The 743-nt window shown below is 66.4% G+C and carries 1 pseudogene; it reads right to left on the bottom strand.

Annotation, left to right across the window (positions count from 1 at the left end):
• Positions 1-743, bottom strand: a pseudogene (locus tag AMR42_RS20705) (hypothetical protein); the annotation flags it as partial.

Below are 743 nucleotides of genomic sequence, written 5' to 3'. Positions count from 1 at the left end.
GGGGTGGGCTGGCCGCTGGGCGGGGCTGGTTGGCCAAATGGCCCGATCGGGCGGCCAACAGTTCCACAAAGGCCCGGGCCCGGGCCCGTTCCGCCACCTCCAAGGCTTGCCCCGCCTGACCTTGGACAATCAAAGCCTCTTGCAACAGGCGATAGGTTTGGGCTTGGGTGTCCGCCAGGGCGATTTTGTTGTCGTCGCTCAGGCCCGGCCGCACCGATTCCCACCGCGCGATCGCCTGAAACAGATGGTCGATCGCCTGGGGAGCCGCCCGCTGCTGCAAATAAAACTCCCCCAACCGGGTTAACAAACGCCCCTCTTCGGCCCGGGCCCCTGTGGCCCGATGGATCCCCAGGGCGGCCTCGAAACCGGCCTGGGCCTGCTCGCGATCGCCCGCGTCATTGGCCAACAGGGCCAACTGTTCCCAGGCTTGGGCCTCACCGGGGCGATCGCCGTGGGTTTGGGCCAACTGGCGCACCTGCTCCAGGGCGTTGCGGGCCTCCGAACGGCGACCCACCGCCCGCAAGGCCTCACCCAACATCAACTGGGCCTTGGTCATCCCGATCGCCTTGCCGGGATAATCCTCCGGCAGCAGGTTATAGAATTGCACCCCCTGCTGGGCGCTGACCACCGCTGGGGCCGCCTTGCCCTGGCGCAACTGCACTTGCGATAACCAAGCCGCTAAATAACCCTGTTGTTTGGGCAGTTCATACAGCCCCCCATCCAGGGGAATCGCGGCGGTGGAC

Source organism: Limnothrix sp. PR1529 (assembly GCF_002742025.1).
Lineage (GTDB): Bacteria > Cyanobacteriota > Cyanobacteriia > CACIAM-69d > CACIAM-69d > CACIAM-69d.
The sequence above is the reverse complement of the archived record's forward strand: the minus strand, read 5'-3'. Positions and strand labels throughout refer to the sequence as shown.